Genomic DNA, 15,410 nt, shown 5'->3' with positions numbered 1-15,410 from the left:
AAAGTAGCGACCGAGTCCGCCGAATACGACATCGCGGTGCCGGACCGGGTCGGACCGGGCTCTACAGCGGCAGGTAGTTCTGCAGCTCGAACGGGGTCACGAGGCTGCGGTAGTTCGTCCATTCCGTCCACTTGTTGCGGAGGAAGTAGTCGAAAACGTGCTCGCCGAGCGCCTCGGCGACCAGCTCCGAGTTCTCCATCTCCTTCAACGCGTCGGCCAGGCTGCCGGGGAGTTCCTTGTAGCCCATCGCACGACGCTCGGCGGAGGTGAGGGCCCAGACGTCGTCCTCGGCCTCGTCGGGCAGCTCGTAATCTTCGTTGATGCCCTTGAGGCCCGCGGCCAGCAGTACCGCGAAGGTGAGATACGGGTTGCAGGCCGAGTCGGGGCTGCGCACCTCGACGCGCCGCGAGGACGCCTTGTTCGGCGTGTAGAGCGGGAGCCGGATCAGCGCGGAACGATTCGCGCCACCCCAGGTCGCCGCAGTGGGCGCCTCGCCGCCGTGGATGAGCCGCTTGTAGCTGTTGACCCACTGGTTGGTGACCGCACTGATCTCCGAGGCGTGGTGCAGGATGCCGGCGATGAACTTCTTGCCCGTTGCGGAGAGCTGCATCGGGTCGTCGGGGTTGTGGAAGGCGTTGATGTCGCCCTCGAAGAGACTCAGGTGGGTGTGCATCGCCGACCCGGGATGCTCGCTGAACGGCTTGGGCATGAAGGTCGCCCAGACGCCCTCGTTGATCGCCACCTCCTTGATGAGGTAGCGGAAGGTCATGACGTTGTCGGCCATCGACAGCGCGTCGGCGTAACGCAGGTCGATCTCCTGCTGCCCGGGCGCACCCTCGTGGTGGGAGAACTCGACCGAGATCCCCATCGACTCGAGCGCCTCGATGGCGTGCCGCCGGAAGTTCGGTGCGGCGTCGTGGACGGCTTGGTCGAAGTAGCCGCCGGAGTCCGCCGGGGTCGGCACCGACCCGTCGAGCGGCGCCTCCTTCAGCAGGAAGAATTCGATCTCGGGATGGACATAGCAGCTGAAGCCGAGGTCGGCGGCCTTGTTCAGCTGCCGGCGCAGGACATGGCGCGAGTCGGCCCAGCTGGGGGTGCCGTCGGGCATCGCGATGTCGCAGAACATGCGGGCCGAGTGGTGCCGGCCGGCCGAGGTGGTCCACGGCAGCACCTGGAAAGTCGACGGATCGGGTTTCGCGACGGTGTCGGCCTCCGAGACCCGTGAGAAGCCCTCGATGGCCGAGCCGTCGAAGCCGATCCCCTCCGCGAACGCGCCTTCGAGTTCGGCCGGGGCGATCGCCACGGATTTCAGATAACCGAGGACGTCGGTGAACCACAGACGTACGAAACGGATGTCGCGCTCTTCGAGGGTCCGCAGCACGAATTCCTTTTGTCGATCCATGGTCGCCGACCTTAGAAGTACGCTGTTAAATCCGTGTTACACGCGCGAATCCAACTCGCTGTGCAGCGGTTTTGCAGCCGTCATCCCACATCGTGGGAAGCTGCGGCGAGCACCCGGGACTCGAGGCGCGTCGTCGTCGCGGGCCGGCCGGTCTCCAGGGTCCCACATTGCCCGAGCCCGACCGGTCGACGCGTGTGACCAATCGCATACAGACGGCCGGTCACAACGGGCCCCGCCGGTGAAACAATGGCCTACGTCCGTGTTCAACCCGGGTACCCGCCGCGCCGCTCCGGCCAGTCGGGACTCGAGGCAGAAAAGAGACAACGATGTCCGATTCCTCGGTATACGGCGCGCCCGCCTCCGGTCAGTCCGCCAAGCGGCGCGTGACCCGCATCCACCACCTGGCCCAGATGAAGGCCGAAGGCGAGAAGTGGTCGATGCTCACCGCGTACGACTATTCCTCCGCCCGCATCTTCGACGCTGCGGAGATCCCGGTTCTCCTCGTCGGCGACTCCGCCGCGAACGTGGTCCTGGGCTACGACACCACCATCCCGGTCACCGTCGACGAGATGATCCCGCTCATCCGCGCCGTCGTTCGCGGTGCACCGCACGCGTTGGTCGTCGCCGACATGCCGTTCGGCAGTTATGAGATCGGTCCGCAGCACGCCCTCGAGAACGCGTTCCGGATCTTCAAGGAGACCGGCGCACACGCGGTCAAGCTCGAGGGTGGCGAGCGCGTGGCACCGCAGATCGCCGCTCTGTCCGCCGCCGGCGTGCCCGTCATGGCGCACATCGGTTTCACCCCGCAGAGCGTCAACGGGCTGGGCGGGTTCCGCGTCCAGGGTCGCGGCGACGGGGCCGATCAGCTCATCGCCGACGCCATCGCCGTCCAGGAGGCGGGTGCCTTCGCCGTGGTGATGGAGATGGTCCCGGCAGACCTCGCCGGCCAGATCACGCGCAAGCTCACCATCCCGACCGTCGGCATCGGCGCGGGCAACGAGACCGACGCCCAGGTCCTCGTCTGGCAGGACATGGCCGGCCTCACCCACGGCAAGACCGCCCGATTCGTCAAGCGCTTCGCCGATGTCGGGGGCGAGTTGCGTTCGGCCGCCGAACAATACGCCGACGAGGTACGCCGCGGGATCTTCCCGGGCCCCGAGCACAGCTACTGACCCGCGGGTCCGCCGTCCCGGCGCAGCACGCCTGTCGCCGGGACGTCCCACCGGCCGAGCACGGCGCAGACGCCTACGCTGACGTCCATGCGGAACTTCTACCCGGAGATCGAGCCCTACGCCGCCGGCCACCTCGATGTCGGTGACGGCCAGCAGATCTACTGGGAGACGTCGGGCAACCCGGACGGGAAGCCCGCGGTGTTCGTACACGGCGGACCTGGGGGCGGGACCGCTCCGACGCAACGCCGGTTCTTCGACCCGGCGAAGTACCGCATCGTGCTGTTCGACCAGCGCGGCTGCGGCCGGTCGCGTCCGCACATCGCCGACGGCGCCGACCTGAGCGTCAACACCACGCCACACCTCATCGCCGACATGGAGCGACTCCGTGCCCATCTCGGCATCGAGCGCTGGCAGGTCTTCGGCGGCTCCTGGGGTTCGACACTGGGCCTCGCCTACGCGCAGGCCCATCCCGACCGGGTCACCGAACTCGTGCTTCGCGGCATCTTCCTGCTGCGGCGCAGCGAGATCGACTGGTACTACAACGGCGGCGCCGCCCACATCTACCCCGATCTGTGGGAGAGCTACCTCGAACCCATACCGGTCGACGAACGCGACGGTGACCTGGTCGAGGCGTATCACCGGTTGCTCACCTCCGACGACGCCGAGACAGCTCGCGCCGCCGCCCGCGCCTGGACGGGCTGGGAACAGGCGACCAGCTATCTCCTCCCCCGCCCCGAGGAGGACACGGCCGACGCATCGGAGGACACACCGCACGGCACGGACGCCGACCGGTTCGACCTCGCCTTCGCGTCGATCGAGAACCACTACTTCGTCAACCACGGATTCCTCCGCGACGGCCAGCTCCTCGAGAACATCGACGCGATCGCCTCCATCCCCGGCGTGATCGTCCAGGGCCGTTACGACGTGGTGTGCCCGACGCGCAGTGCGTGGGACCTGCACCGCGCATGGCCGGCGGCCGATCTGCACATCGTCGCCGACGCCGGGCACGCATCCTACGAACCGGGCATCCGGCATCACCTCATCGAGGCGACCGACCGGTTCGCGCGGTAGCCGACGCCGCGCGCCGAGGCACACCACTAAACTCGACGGACAGCCGTCGACGACTTCAGGAGGATCCAGGTGGCCGCATCCGAGCAGGTCGAGGTGGAGCTCAAATTCGATGTGGACGCCGGTCACGTGGCCCCCGACCTGCGAGCCCTGCCGGGCGTCGTCTCGGCGACGCCCCCGGAGACCTTCTCTCTCGACGCCACCTACTTCGACACCGAGAATCTCGACCTCGCCGGCAACAAGATCACCATGCGCCGGCGTACCGGCGGAACCGACGAGGGCTGGCATCTCAAGCGTCCCAGCCACATTCCCGGCGCGCGGCGTGAACTGCAGGTGGGATTCGACGAGGCACCCGCCGACGGTGAGGTGCCGGAGGCGCTGTCGGCCCCGGTCCTCGCCCACGTCCGCGCACGCACACTCATCCCGGTCGCGGTGATCTCGACGACGCGCACCGTCACCCGACTGCTCGGTGCCGACGAGGAGCCGCTCGCCGAACTCGCCGAGGATCTGGTGACCGCGCAGTCGCTCCTGCCGGGCGGCCACTGCCAGCAGTGGGCCGAGTGGGAGTTCGAACTCCTCTCCGGAGGCACGACCAAGCTGCTCAAGGCCGCCGACAAGGCGTTGCGCGCCGGGGGCGGCCGAGAGGCGTCGAGCGCGTCGAAGCTCGCCCGTGCGATCGGTGCGACGCCGACGGTCCACGAGCCGCGACTCTCCAAGCGACCCACCGCACTCGAACTCGTCGTGACCGACATCGCGCTGCACCGCAATTCGCTGGTCGCCTACGACCCGCTCGTGCGTGTCGACGCCCCCGACGCCGTACACCAGATGCGGGTGGCCTGCCGCCGTCTGCGCAGCGTGCTGTCGGGATTCCCCACCGTCCTCGATGCCGAGCGCACCGCACACATCGGCGCCGAGCTGAAGCTGCTGGCTCAGATCCTCGGCGACGCCCGCGATTCCGAGGTGCAGCTCGAGCTGAGCGAATCACTTCTGCGTGGCGAGAACGCCTCGCCCGAGCTGCGCGCCGAACTCGCCGGCACCGAGGTCACCGTGCATGACCGCGCACTGCGCGCGGCGCACGCGGCGATGTCGTCGAAGCGGTATTTCACCCTGCTCGACAGCATCGACGGCCTGATCGCCTCGCCGCCCCCGGGTCCCGACGCCGACCTCCCGGCGACGACGGTCGTCGACAAGGCGATCGCCCGCAGCCGCAAGCACATTCATCGCGCCCAGGCCCGCCTGGCGAGCTTCGCCGAGGGGTCGGACGAATGGGAGGAGCAGATGCACACCGTCCGCAAGCGCGCGAAGCGTCTGCGCTACAGCATCGACGCGACCGAACCGCTCGGCAAGAAGAAGTACCGTGCCGTCGGCTCGGCCGCCAAGAAGATCCAGTCCGCGCTCGGCGATTTCAACGACACCCGGATCAACCGGACGCGACTCGCGCAGATTGCGTCGGCCGGAAACCTCGGTGGCCCCGACATGTTCGTCCTCGGCCGGATCGACGCCCGGCTCGAGGCCGACGGTCATCGCGCGATCGCCGCATACCGGAGGGTCGCCAAGGACCTCTGACACCGCTGCTGCTCGAGCCACGCACCGGTGGCGAGCCGAGTCGAAACCACTCCCCCGCAACGACTCAGACCCGGCGGAACTCCACCGTCCGGCTCATCTCGTCGGCCTTGGTGAGTTCGACGACCACGCGGTCGCCGGGGCGCAGATCACCCGCGCTGCGCGCGATCACCGGCGGATCGGACAGGAAGATCTGCGCCGGGCGACGTTCGGTGGCGGCAGACATCACCACGGCGTCGAACCGCTCGCCCACCCGCTCGCGCAGGATGACGGCTTCCGCGAGGTCGATGCTCGCGCGATCCGCGGTGGCGCCGAGCGTGTCGGCCGACCGCAGGATCTTCGGCAGCGTCGGCAACGCCCGCTGCACCCAGTCGGGTACCGGCGTACCGGCGGTGACCGCGAGGCACACCTCGGTGGCGAAGCGATCGCCGAGCCGACGCAGCGGCGCGGTGACATGGGCGTAGAGCCCGCCGATCGCCGAATGCCGCATCCATGCGTCGTCGACGGACTCGGCGTCGTCGCCCCCGGGAAGTGCGAGATAGTTGGCGCCGCGCATCAGACCGCCCGCAGCCGACTGCAACGCCAGGGTGCTCGGCTCGTCCCCCGGCAGACCCGCCAGGAACCGTCCCACCGACACTCCGTCCGGCCAGTCCACGCCGAGCGCCCGGGCCGCGGCGCGCAGATCCTCGACCGCATCCTCCTCGGCCGGCGGCAGCGTGCGCAGCAACCCCACACCGGCCTCGGCCATGAGCGTGCCCGCGCACATCCCGGCGAGCAGCGACACCTGGGAGTTCCACATGTCGGCGGGTGTGTGCGCCTCGAGGTCGAGCCGCCACCCGCCGTCGGTGCGGACGACCGTCTGATCGGGCAGGTCGAGTTCGATCGCACCGCGCGCCAACGCGACCTCGCGCCGGAGCTCGCCGAACGCGGGCAGAGCCGCGATGGACGGGTGCAACCGACCGGTGGCCGCGTCCGCCGAGACACCGGCGTAGTCGAGGCGGGCGACGGAAGAGATGCGGGATCGTCGCACTCGAACATCGGTCACCGACCCGTCTCCGGCCACGCGGATGGTCCACAGCACGCAGAGTCTGACCTGTTCGGGCAGAAGGGAACCCGCGCCCTCGGACAGCTCGCGAGGGTGCAGCGGGACCGAGCCGTCCGGGAAGTACACGGTGGTGCCGCGTCGACGGCTCTCCTGGTCGAGGGCGCCCTCCGGGGTGATCAGGGCCGCGACATCGGCGATCGCGTAGTCGACGACGAACCCGTCACCGTCGGCCGTGATGTGTACCGCCTGGTCGAGATCGCGGGAGGTCGGTGGGTCGATGGTGACGAAGGGGACGCCGGTGTGGTCCTCGCGGACCTCGGCGTACCGATCTGCACCCGGGGCGTCGGACTCGATCCGTTCCGCGGTGGCCCGTGCCTCGGCGAGCGCGTCCGCGCCGTACTCCTCGTCGACGCCCAGTTCGGTGCGTATACCGGCGAAGTCGATGTCCGGGGCCGAGAGAATGCGTTTCACTCCCCCAACCCTAGAGAGCACGCGGGTCCCTACGGCGCACGACGCGCGATCGCGGTGTCGATCGAGAAAGGGCGAACGAGTCGGCACATAAGCCGGATCCTGTACCCGCACGGTCGGTGAGACCGATGCGGGTGGCGACCATCCATCTGGGCACACCGTCGCCGGGTACCTCGAGCGGCCCACCCGCGGGCTGGGGCGAGCAGCCCTCGTGACGCCCGCGCACACGCACCGTGAGGTGCGTGCTTCGGCCTTGCTCCGGGTGGGGTTTACCGAGCCGGCACGGTCACCCGTGCCGCTGGTGCGCTCTTACCGCACCGTTTCACCCTTACCGACCTCGCGGCCGGCGGTCTGTTCTCTGTGGCACTGTCCCGCGGGTCACCCCGGGTTGCCGTTGACAACCACCCTGCTCTGCGGAGTCCGGACTTTCCTCGATGCGCGGCGTGGCGGGAGACCGCCCGTTCCGCGTACCGCGGCCGCCCGGCCGACTCGTTCGCGCACCCAGGATACGCACGGAACCGCGCACGGCGACAGGCGGGCGGCGACCGGGATCGCCGAACGCGTCAGTCGCGCCAGTGCGCCGCGTCGTTGACGAGCCGGACGACGGAGCCGCCGTCGTCGAAGAACTCGGCGATCGACACCGACGCGAGGTCGAGGTGCAGCCGGAACAACAGCTCGGGTCCGACGCCGAGTGCGTCCTGTAACAGTGTCTTGATCGGCGTGACATGGGAGACCAGCACCACGGTCTGCCCCGAATACTTCTCCAGCAGTTCGGCTTTCGTCTGCGCGATGCGCTCGGCGACCTGCGCGAAGCTCTCCCCGCCGGGCGCCGGCACGGTGATGTCGGACAGCCAGGTGCGGTGCAGCTCCGGGTCGCGCATGGACGCCTCGGTGAACGTCAGGCCCTCCCAGTCGCCGAAGTCGTTCTCGATCAACCCGGGGTGTTCGATGACGTCGATTCCGGTCAGCGCACCGACCTCCTCGGCCGTCGCTCGTGCACGACGCAGCGGCGAGGTCACGATCGCGGTGATCCCGTCCTCGCGGACGACGCGCTGTGCGGCCGCGCGCGCCTGGCGCCGGCCTTCGTCGGTGAGTTCGGGATTGCCCCGGCCGGAATAGCGCCGCTCCACCGACAGCGCGGTCTGTCCGTGCCGGAGCAGGATGAACCGTGTCGGTTCGCCCCGCCGGCCCTGCCACGACGGCGCCTTCGTCGTCGAATCGCCCTCGGGCGCGGACTCTTCGGCAGTGGCCGTCACGAATCTAGATCCCGGATTCGGCGGTACGCACGAGGACTGCACCGCACTCCTCGCATCGGATCACCTCGTCGGACTGCGCCGCACTGATGGTTGCGATCGTCCCGCGGTCGAGTTCCATCCGGCATGCTCCGCAGCGGCGGGCGCGCAGCAGGCCGGCACCGATACGTCCGCCGGCGCGCTGCTTGTCGTACACCGCGAGCAGCGGCGCATCGATCTCGACCTCCACGGACTCCCGGCGCTCCCGCGCACGCGACAGGTCCTCGTCGATGGTCGCCAGCGACTTGTCCCGCCGGACCTGCGCCTCGGCGACCTTCTCCTCGAGGTGGCTGATGGTTGCCGCGGCACGGGTGCGTTCGGATTCGACGGCCTCCTGCTGCTCCATCAACGACAGCATCTCGTCCTCGAGCACGGCGCGCCGACGACCCAACCCGGCCAGCTCATGTTGCAACTCCGACAACGCCTTCGGCGCCAGACCACCGGCGGTCAGCAGGGCCGAGTCCTTGGCCTCGCGGTTGGCCATACCGGTCACCTCGGAGTCGATCCGACGGTACTCGCGACCCAGGTCCTCCGCGGCGATCTCCGCGCGCACCAGATCGTCACGCGCAGCATCGATCGCGGAGTTGTGTTCGGCGATCTCGGCGTCCTCCGGCAGGGTCTTGCGGCGATGGACGAGACGGTTGATCTCGGCATCGGAGTCCGCGAGATCGAGCAGCAGTCGCTGCACGGCGGCGTCGACTTTCATTGCGGTCTCCTCTTCGGCGAAAGTCCCCCCACCGTACGCGGGAGGTGTCCACGAGCCGGCGGCGGCTCGGTTTCTCCGGACTCAGCCCGCGCTGTGCAGCGCGAACGGATCGGTCGGCGCGTCGAAGACTCGCACCGGCGCCCCCAATTCGGTCTCCAGCAGCGTCCCGACCTGCGCACACCACGGGAACTCGGTCGCCCAGTGTCCGGCGTCGACCAGGGCCGGCCCCCCATCGCGCAGACTCTCGTCGACCGGATGATGACGGAGATCACCGGTCAGATATACGTCGACGCCGAGACCGCGGACACGATCGAGCAGGGAGTCCCCGGCACCGCCGCACACCGCGACGGTCTGCACGAGTGCGTCCGGGTCGCCCGTGGCGCGAACGCCGGTCGGGGTGCGCAGCACCCGGGCGGCCTCGGTGACGAAGTCGCGCAGTGTCATCGGCTCGGCGAGGGACCCGACCCGACCGAGTCCGACCTCGCTGCACAGGTCGGCCAGCTCGAACACGTCGAAGGCCGGTTCCTCGTAGGGATGGGCGTCGCGCAGAGCACGCAGGATCCCGGCGCGCAGGCCACGGGTGGCGACCATCTCGACCCGCGCCTCGTCGACGTGGGTGCGCATCCCGATCTCGCCGATGGTCGGCGACGCGTCCTCGCCGGCCTCGAACTGTCCCGTTCCGACGACGGTCCAGGAGCAGTCCCGGTAGTCGCCGATCGCTCCCGCGCCCGCGGCGAACATGGCCTCGCTCACCTGCTCGACGTTGCCCTCCGGCACCATCACGACCCATTTGTCCATGGCTGCAAGCGGTTTCGGATCGATCGGAACCGTGCCGCGGAGTCCGAGCACAGAGGCGAGCGCGTCGGAGACACCGGGCCGGGCACTGTCGGCGTTGGTGTGTGCGCACAGCAGTGCGATCCCGCTGCGGATGAGCCGATGCACGATCCGTCCCTTGGGGGTGTCGGCGGCCACCGAGGTGACGCCCCGCAGCAGCAGCGGATGGTGGGCGACGACGATCCCGGCGTCGGCCTCGACCGCGGCGTCGACCACCGCGTCGGTGACGTCCACACACACCAGGACGTCGCGCGCGGAATCGGCCGGGTCGCCGCACACCAGACCGACCGCATCCCACGATTCGGCGAGGACGGGCGGATAGGCACGTTCGACCACGGCGACGACGTCACCGACCGTCACCTCAGAACCGGTCTCCGACGTCACGGCCGATCTCCTCTCGTACCAACTCGATCGCGCGCGTGAGCGCCCGAACCTGCGGAAGTCCACGGATGGCGAGACGAAGGTGCGAGTCGCCGAGGCCGACGAAGTTCGCGCAGCTCCGCACCGCGAAACCGTGGCGGACCAGACGCGCTTTCACCTCGGTGGCGTCGGGCATCTCGACCAGGACGAAGGGCGCGGCGGGAGCGGCCGCCACCCGGAGTCCGACGCGCGTGAGTTCGTCGACCATGTCGGCACGCTCCGCGGCGACCATGTGCGCGGTCTCGGCGCAGTAGCGCTGCCCCTGCTCCTCGACGCAGGCGGTCAGCGCTGCGAGAGCGGGGGTCGACACCGCCCACGGCCGACGCCCCGCCCGCAACCGGTCGAGCAGGTCCGCCGGTCCGAGCAGATACCCCGCACGCAGGCCTGCGAGACCGAACGTCTTTGTCACACTGCGGATCACGAGAAGATCAGGCCAGTCGGCGGAGGCGAGTGACTGCGGTTCGGGCGATCCGTCGGCGCCGAGGGTGAGGTCGGCGAAGGCCTCGTCGACCACGAGAATCCGCCCCGGCCGGCGCAGCGCGGCGATGGCCTCGGCCGGGTGCAGCACCGAGGTCGGATTGGTGGGGTTGCCCAGGATGACGAGGTCGGCATCGTCCGGCACCGTGGCGGTGGTCTCGACGCCGGCCGGCGCGGCCAGGTTCCAGGGCGCCCTCAGCGCGACGTGGGTGATCGGGATGCCGGCGGCCCGGAGCACGATCTCGGGTTCGGTGAACGACGGCTGGATCAGGGCCGCATGCCGGGCACCCAGTCGTGGGAGCATCTCGAATCCATCGGCGGCGCCGGAGAGCAGCAGCACCTCCTCGGGGCGACGGTCGTGTGCCGCGGCGATGGCGTCGACGGCGCGTCGCTCCTGCGCTCCGGTCGGATACCGCGCGAGATCGTCGAGTCCCGCCCGGATCGCGTCGAGCACGAATCCGGGCGGCGTGCCGCGGACGTTGACCGCGAAGTCGACGAGTCCTGGGACGGCGTCCTGGTCGCCATGGCGTTCCGGGTCGGTGAGATCGGCGCGCGGCGGCTGCGTCTCGGTGATCCCCATGCCGGTGCGGGCCCGCGCAGGAGACACGGACGGACGCGAGGGCCCGGTCTCGACATCGAGCGCGTCGTACCCAGCTGTCATGTGTTCAGACCTTACGTGCACGATGGAGACGTGACGACGACGCCGGATCCCCGCCATCCCGAGACCGTCCTACTCGTCGACCTCGACGGCACGGTCACCGACAGTTTCGCAGGTATCGAGAACAGCTTTCGGCATGCTCTCGCCGTGGTCGGGGCACCCGACCCCGACCCGCGCATCGTGGCCGGCATCGCCGGACCGCCGATGATCGACACGCTCAACGCACTGGGACTCTCGCCCGAGGTGGCCGAGAAGGCGATGCGCGCGTATCGAGAGCGGTACACCGAGGTCGGCTGGTTGGAGAACTCGGTCTTCGACGGCATGGGCGAGCTGCTCGCCGATCTGGCCGCCGGGGGACGAACCGTGGCGATCGCGACGTCGAAGATCCAGACCACCGCCCGCCGGATTCTCGACCATTTCGGTCTCGCCGATCACTTCCGCTTCATCGCCGGGGCGAGCGACGACGGCACCCGCCGCGAGAAGGCCGATGTGATCGCCTCCGCGCTCGACGAGCTCGGGATCGCCACCGACCCGCAGACCGGGCACGTCACCAGTCCGGTCGTGATGATCGGCGACCGCAGCCACGATGTGCAGGGCGCAGCGGCCTTCGGCATTCCGGCGATCCTCGTGCGTTGGGGTTACGCTCTGGGCGGGGAGGAACAGGGCGCGACCTGGGCGGTCGGGTCCGTGGCCGAACTGCGCGACGTGCTGGGTGTGTGACCCCCACCCCGACAGCGGACGGCGAATCGACTTGTTGAGGTAGCAGTGGCTGACGAACTTCACATCTGCTTCGTGTGTACGGGCAACATCTGCCGGTCACCGATGGCGCAGAACATCTTCCGGACCGCACTCGACGACGCCGGCCTCGGCGGCAAGGTGCGGGTGTCGAGCTGCGGGACGAGCGGCTACCACGTCGGCGAACCGGCGGACAATCGCGCGCGGACCGAACTGGTCGCACACGGCTATTCCGACGCCCACGTCGCCGCTCTGCTCGGACCCGAGCACTTCGACGCCGACCTCCTGCTCGCGATGGACGAGGGCCACGTCCGCGAACTCGAACGCAAGCGGCTCGGCGACCGCACGCGGCTGCTGCGCTCGTTCGATCCCGCGGCCCCGGCCGACGATCTCGACCTCGCCGACCCGTACTACGGCACCCCCGACGACTTCGTACTGACGCGCGAGCAGATCGAGGGCTCGATGCCGGGGCTCATCGACTGGGTACGAGCCGAACTCGGGGTGTCCTGAGCTCGACCGACGCGACTCAGGCCGCCGGAGCGACGAGATTGTGCACGAAGCGGATCTTGGTCAGGACCTTCTCGGGCAGCACGAACGGATAGAGGTCGGGGTGCCCCATCGACCGGTTGATCTGGTTGAGCGCCCAGGTCAGCGGTAACCACTCGTCGAGGACCCGATCGAAGCCGACATCACCGGGCGGGACCCCTTCGAAGGTCGAGCCGGCGGGCGCCATCGCGAACGCCGCCGCGGTGTCGAGGGTGTCGCGAATGTGCAGGTAGTGCGCAAAAGTCTCGGCGAAATCCTCGGCCGGATGCATCGTCGCGTACGACGACACGAAGTCCTGCTGCCAGCCCTCCGGCGCGCCCTCGCTGTAGTGGCGGTCCAGTGCTGCCTGGTAGTCCTCGTCGGGATCGCCGAACAATTCCTCGAAGCCCGGGCGTCGATCGTCGGTGATGAGGACGAGTTGGTAGTAGTGCCCGATCTCGTGCCGGAAGTGGCCGAGGACGGTCCGATACGGCTCGGCGAGCTCGACGCGCATCTGTTCGCGGTGAACGTCGTCCCCCTCGGCCAGGTCGAGCGTGATGACCCCGTTCGCATGACCGGTGATGACCGACTGCTGCGCGCTGGAGAGCAGGTCGAAGGCGAGACCGGACTGCGGATTCTCCTCCCGCGTCTCGATCGGCAGCTTGAGTTCGTCGAGTTCCAGGATGAGGCGCCGCTTGGCGGTCTCGGTCTGTCCGAAGATGACCAACGCCTCGGTGTCATCGTCGCCGGGCCGGGTGCGAGTGAGCCGGCACGACTCGCACATCGTCGGCTTGCCACTCCACTTCACCAGCCAGTTGCATTGCGCGACTTTGGTGTTGGCGCAACGTTCGAGCAGCACGCCGTCGACCTCCGCGCGTGCCTTGTCGTCGAGGACGTGGATCGACCGGGTCTTCAGCCAGAAGCCGAGCGGGCTCCGGCAGTTCAGGCACAGACTGTTTTCGAAGGAGAGACGCTGACCGCACTTCAAGCAGAGGAAGTCTCGCATTTCGATCAGGCTACCCCCGCTCGGTAACCTGGGCGGTGTGCACGTACTGCGAACGATCCTCCGGCCCGGGTGGATTGCGCTCGGTCTCGTGGTCGCGGCGTTCGCGGTGGCCTGCTTCACCCTGCTCGCACCCTGGCAGCTGGGCAAGAACTCCGACACCGAACGCCGCAACGACCTGATCCGTACCGCCACGTCGATCGAGACGGCCCCACTGGCCGAGGTCGCGCCGTCGTCGGCCTTCGTGCCGTCCTCAGAGTGGCGGTCCGTCGCGGTGACCGGCCGTTATCTGCCGGACCGGCAGGCCCTGGTCCGGCTCCGCAACATCGACCAGCGACCCGCCGTGGAGGTCCTCACCCCGTTCGCGGTCACCGGGTCGGACCGGGTGATCCTCGTCAACCGCGGGTACGTACGGCCGGTCGAGGGTGCAGTACCCGACATCCCCGCACCACCGGCAGGCGAACAGACCGTCGACGGCCGGATCCGGGCAGCCGAGAGCGTGAGTACCGAGCGCGGAACGCGCGTCGAGAACGGCGCGCTGACCGTCGCGACGATCAACCCGGGCCTGGTGTCCGCCGCGACCTCGACCCCGATGGACGACTTCTACCTGCAGCTCTCCCCTGACCAGCCGGGTTCACTCGGTGAGATCTCGCTGCCGCAGCTCGACACCGGACCGTACCTGTCGTACGGCCTGCAATGGCTGGCGTTCGGTGTGATGGCCCCCCTGGGCGTCGGCTACTTCCTGTACTCCGAGATCCGCGCCCGACGCCGGGCGGCCGCCGAGGCGTCGGCGGCGGCGCAACCGGCCGCGGCCACCCCGGCCGGACCCGACTCCGAGGCCTCGTCCGAACCGGACGCGACTCCCGGTCCGGCGGCCGAGTCGCGCGCCCAGCGGCGGCAGCACCGTCGTGACGAGCTCCGGGCGGCCGCCGGAACCACGATGACCCATCAGGTCGGCGACATCGGCCACGGCCGGCGGAACGGCGACGAGTCGCGCGACGTCCGCGACAAGCTCACCCGGCGATACGGCGGCTGAGCCAGCGCGCCGCGGCCGTGGCGCCCGGACGCGCGACGGCGACGGCCGCACAGGTCAGGACCGTCGCGCGCTGCACGCGTCGGGACAGCGCCACGGCGGCACGGAGATCCGCCGGTCCCGGCGCCGGTCCGGAGCCGAGGGTCGGACGCACCTCGACTCCGTGCGGGTAGACCGTCCGTCCGCCGAGTTGCACGCCCAGCGCACCCGCGAACCCGGCTTCGACGACCCCGGCATTCGGGCTCGGATGGGCGCCGCTGTCCCGCCGCCAGGCCTCGACGGTCCGACGCGGCGCGCCGCCGAGCACCACCAACAACGAACCGGCGAGCCGCGCCGGCAGCAGGTTGGCGAGGTCGTCCAGGCGCGCGGCCGCCCAGCCGAAGTCCTGGTAGCGCGGATTCCGGTATCCGACCATCGCATCGAGCGTGTTCACGGCCCGATACCCCAGCACGCCGGGGACACCGGCGACGGCGCCCCACACCAGCGGCCCGACCGTCGCATCCGACGTGTTCTCCGCGATCGACTCGAGGGCGGCGCGGCACAGGCCGGCCTCGTCGAGCGACTCCGGGTCCCGGCCGCACAGGCTCGGGATGAGCGCCCGCGCGGCATCGATGTCGTGCGTCTCCAATGCCTCCGCCACCGCGTCGCCGACCCGGCACAGCGAGGTGCCGCCCAGGGCGATCCACGTCGACGCGGCGGTCACCGCGACACCGGCGATGCCCGTCACGCGTCGATCCGCCGCAACCGCCAGGACCACCGTCGATCCCACCATCACCCCGACCAGACCCACACCCGCACGCCGCGAATCCCGGTAGAGGCGCCGCTCCACGGCGCCGGTCAACCGGCCGAACCCGGCCACCGGGTGGCCGCGTGCCGGATCGCCGAACAGATCGTCGAGCACGAAACCGACCAGCATCCCGGCCGCGGTGACGGCACCGCGTCGACGATCGGGGCGGGGACGGTGAACACGAGGCGGTCTGGGCACCGCGCGATCGTATCGACCCGTGCC

14 protein-coding genes and 1 other RNA gene are annotated in these 15,410 nt (G+C 69.7%); 6 read left to right on the top strand and 9 right to left on the bottom strand.

The features are described from left to right. Positions 1-61 precede the first annotated feature (61 nt). On the bottom strand, positions 62-1,402 hold the full coding sequence (gene glnA, locus AB4Z55_RS12035; protein WP_004022942.1) for a type I glutamate--ammonia ligase: 1,341 nt from the start codon (positions 1,400-1,402) through the stop codon (positions 62-64). A gap of 326 nt (positions 1,403-1,728) precedes the next feature. Between glnA and panB the strand changes: the two genes are divergently transcribed. The 3 genes from panB (at position 1,729) to AB4Z55_RS12020 (ending at position 5,208) form a co-directional block, all read left to right on the top strand. After that, positions 1,729-2,574: a 3-methyl-2-oxobutanoate hydroxymethyltransferase gene (gene panB, locus AB4Z55_RS12030; protein WP_064570574.1), complete on the top strand. Its 846-nt coding sequence runs from the start codon at positions 1,729-1,731 to the stop codon at positions 2,572-2,574. Positions 2,575-2,661: 87 nt separating this feature from the next. Continuing rightward, the gene (pip, locus tag AB4Z55_RS12025) at positions 2,662-3,645 is read left to right on the top strand and encodes a prolyl aminopeptidase (RefSeq protein WP_248642982.1); all 984 of its coding nucleotides are present in this window, start codon (positions 2,662-2,664) and stop codon (positions 3,643-3,645) included. 69 nt (positions 3,646-3,714) lie between these two features. After that, complete coding sequence (locus AB4Z55_RS12020) at positions 3,715-5,208, top strand: CHAD domain-containing protein (RefSeq protein WP_369519783.1); 1,494 nt, start codon at positions 3,715-3,717, stop codon at positions 5,206-5,208. 64 nt (positions 5,209-5,272) lie between these two features. Here AB4Z55_RS12020 and AB4Z55_RS12015 read toward each other — a convergent pair whose 3' ends face one another. The 6 genes from AB4Z55_RS12015 to cobC all read right to left on the bottom strand — a co-directional run bounded on the left by AB4Z55_RS12015 (position 5,273) and on the right by cobC (position 11,108). Next, positions 5,273-6,721: an RNB domain-containing ribonuclease gene (locus AB4Z55_RS12015; protein WP_369519782.1), complete on the bottom strand. Its 1,449-nt coding sequence runs from the start codon at positions 6,719-6,721 to the stop codon at positions 5,273-5,275. 72 nt (positions 6,722-6,793) lie between these two features. Further along, an RNA gene (gene rnpB, locus AB4Z55_RS12010) (RNase P RNA component class A) lies at positions 6,794-7,210 on the bottom strand. 71 nt (positions 7,211-7,281) lie between these two features. Further along, a complete protein-coding gene (locus AB4Z55_RS12005) occupies positions 7,282-7,974 on the bottom strand; it encodes a histidine phosphatase family protein (protein WP_369519781.1) in 693 nt (230 codons plus the stop codon). 4 nt (positions 7,975-7,978) lie between these two features. Further along, positions 7,979-8,716 carry a C4-type zinc ribbon domain-containing protein gene (locus AB4Z55_RS12000; RefSeq protein WP_354562868.1) on the bottom strand — a complete coding sequence of 246 codons (738 nt, stop codon included), beginning with the start codon at positions 8,714-8,716 and terminating at the stop codon, positions 7,979-7,981. 81 nt (positions 8,717-8,797) lie between these two features. Beyond that, on the bottom strand, positions 8,798-9,934 hold the full coding sequence (locus tag AB4Z55_RS11995) for a Nif3-like dinuclear metal center hexameric protein (protein WP_369519780.1): 1,137 nt from the start codon (positions 9,932-9,934) through the stop codon (positions 8,798-8,800). Further along, on the bottom strand, positions 9,912-11,108 hold the full coding sequence (cobC, locus tag AB4Z55_RS11990; RefSeq protein ID WP_369519779.1) for an Rv2231c family pyridoxal phosphate-dependent protein CobC: 1,197 nt from the start codon (positions 11,106-11,108) through the stop codon (positions 9,912-9,914). Before cobC ends, AB4Z55_RS11995 begins: the two co-directional genes overlap by 23 nt. A gap of 30 nt (positions 11,109-11,138) precedes the next feature. Here cobC and AB4Z55_RS11985 point away from each other — a divergent pair, with 30 nt between their 5' ends. Then, complete coding sequence (locus tag AB4Z55_RS11985) at positions 11,139-11,825, top strand: HAD hydrolase-like protein (protein WP_369519778.1); 687 nt, start codon at positions 11,139-11,141, stop codon at positions 11,823-11,825. Between the two features lie 45 nt (positions 11,826-11,870). Further along, the gene (locus AB4Z55_RS11980) at positions 11,871-12,350 is read left to right on the top strand and encodes a low molecular weight protein-tyrosine-phosphatase (RefSeq protein WP_033203936.1); all 480 of its coding nucleotides are present in this window, start codon (positions 11,871-11,873) and stop codon (positions 12,348-12,350) included. A gap of 16 nt (positions 12,351-12,366) precedes the next feature. Here the strand turns inward: AB4Z55_RS11980 and AB4Z55_RS11975 are convergent, their stop codons facing one another. Then, entirely contained in the window at positions 12,367-13,371 is a 1,005-nt protein-coding gene (locus AB4Z55_RS11975) for a putative zinc-binding metallopeptidase (RefSeq protein WP_248642990.1), read from the bottom strand. Between the two features lie 37 nt (positions 13,372-13,408). On the opposite strand from AB4Z55_RS11975, the gene AB4Z55_RS11970 reads away from it, so the two are divergent. Beyond that, positions 13,409-14,404, top strand: coding sequence for an SURF1 family protein (locus AB4Z55_RS11970; protein ID WP_369519777.1), 996 nt, complete (start codon positions 13,409-13,411; stop codon positions 14,402-14,404). Here AB4Z55_RS11970 and AB4Z55_RS11965 read toward each other — a convergent pair. Continuing rightward, positions 14,382-15,386 (bottom strand): cobalamin biosynthesis protein, encoded by a 1,005-nt coding sequence (locus AB4Z55_RS11965; protein WP_369519776.1) that lies wholly within the window; start codon positions 15,384-15,386, stop codon positions 14,382-14,384. The two genes, AB4Z55_RS11970 and AB4Z55_RS11965, sit on opposite strands and share 23 nt — an antisense overlap. Positions 15,387-15,410: the final 24 nt, after the last annotated feature.

The organism is Gordonia sp. ABKF26 (assembly GCF_041103195.1).
GTDB classification, from domain to species: domain Bacteria; phylum Actinomycetota; class Actinomycetes; order Mycobacteriales; family Mycobacteriaceae; genus Gordonia; species Gordonia terrae.
The sequence above is the reverse complement of the archived record's forward strand: the minus strand, read 5'-3'. Positions and strand labels throughout refer to the sequence as shown.